Source organism: Nocardia sp. NPDC002869 (assembly GCF_046764065.1).
GTDB lineage: Bacteria > Actinomycetota > Actinomycetes > Mycobacteriales > Mycobacteriaceae > Nocardia > Nocardia rhamnosiphila.
Genome location: NZ_JBKOOL010000328.1, coordinates 1 through 1,783 on the forward strand (window position 1 = coordinate 1; position 1,783 = coordinate 1,783).

Consider the following 1,783-nt stretch of genomic DNA (forward strand, 5'->3'; position numbering starts at 1 on the left):
CCGGCGCATCGGTTGCGGGAGTTGACCGGGACGGCTGTGCACAACCTGTACGGTCCGACGGAGGCCGCGGTGGATGTCACCTTCCATGAGGTGACCGACGCGGATACCGCGGTGGTGCCGATCGGTGCGCCGGTGTTCAACACGCGGGTGTATGTGCTGGACGGGCGGTTGCGGCCGGTTCCGGTGGGTGTCGCGGGTGAGCTGTATCTGGCCGGTGTGCAGTTGGCGCGTGGGTATGTGGCGCGGCCGGATCTGTCCGCGGATCGGTTCGTGGCCGATCCGTTCGAGGTCGCCGAGCGGATGTATCGCACCGGTGACCTGGTGCGGTGGACATCCGCGGGTGAGCTCGAATACCTGGGTCGTACCGACTTCCAGGTGAAACTGCGTGGTCTGCGCATCGAACTCGGCGAAATCGAATCCGCGCTGACCGAGGTCGACGCGGTCGCGCAGGCCGTGGTCGTGCTCCGCGGTGACGCGCGCACCGGGGATCAACTGGTCGGCTATGTGGTGCCGGCCGCCGGCGCCGCGGTCGAGACCGACGCGCTGCGCGCCGCCCTGTCGGGCCGGTTGCCGTCGTACATGGTGCCGGCCGCGTTCGTCGTGCTCGACGCCTTCCCGCTGAACGCCAGCGGCAAGCTCGATCGCCGGGCGCTGCCCGAACCGGTCTTCGCGGCCCGGGTATTCCGGGCGCCGTCCACCCCGATCGAGGAGATCGTGGCGGCGACCTTCGCCGACGTGCTGGGCGTGGAGCGCGTCGGTGCGGACGACGACTTCTTCGAGCTGGGCGGTAACTCCCTGATCGGTATGCAGGTCGCGGCCCGGATCGGCGCGGCCCTCGGCACCCAGGTGGCGGTCCGCGCGCTGTTCGAGGCGCCGACCGTGGCCGCGCTCGCCCTCCGGGTGGAGGAATCCGGCGCCCGGTCCCGGCCGGAGCTGGTCGCCGGGCCGCGGCCGGAACTGGTGCCGCTGTCCTACGCGCAGCAGCGCATGTGGTTCCTGAACCAGTACGACACTTCCTCGGCGGCCTACAATCTGCCGATGGCGATCCGCCTCACCGGTGATCTCGAGGTGGCGGCCCTGCGCGCGGCGCTCGGCGATGTGGTGGCCCGGCACGAATCGCTGCGGACCCGGTACCCGGAGCAGGGTGGCCGGCCGGTGCAGCAGATCCTGCCGGCCGACCGGGCGGTACCGGCCCTGGAGCCAGAGCGGGTGTCCGCGGACGAGGTGGTGGCCGAGGTCGTCGAGTTCGCGGCGACCGGTTTCGACGTGGCCGCCGCCGTGCCGGTGCGGGTCCGTCTCTTCGCCGTCTCGCCCCGGGAATTCGTGCTGGTCGTGGTGCTGCACCACATTGCCGGTGACGGTTTCTCGCTGGCGCCGCTGGCCCGGGACGTGATGACCGCGTACGCGGCGCGTGTCCAGGGCGAGCTGCCGGGCTGGGCGCCGCTACCGGTCCAGTACGCCGACTACACGCTGTGGCAGCGGCAGGTGCTGGGCGCCGAGGACGACCCGGACGCCCCGATGGCCCGCCAGCTCGCGTTCTGGCAGGACACCCTCGCGGACCTGCCCGACGAAGTGGTGCTGCCCACCGACCGCCCGCGTCCCGCGGTGGCGTCGCTGCGCGGCGCGCGGGTGCACGGCGAGCTGGATGCCGAGCTGGTGCGGGATCTGAACGCCGTGGCCCGTGCTCACGGCGCGTCGATGTTCATGGTGCTGCACGCCGGATTGGCGGCGTTGCTGGCGCGGTTGTCCGGTAGCGACGACATCGCGATCGGTACGCCGATCG

At 71.7% G+C, this 1,783-nt stretch carries 1 protein-coding gene; it reads left to right on the forward strand.

What is annotated here, in order from left to right; genetic code table 11:
• On the forward strand, positions 1 to 1,783 hold a 1,783-nt coding region (locus ACLML9_RS28675; RefSeq protein WP_411948419.1), incomplete at both ends, for a condensation domain-containing protein.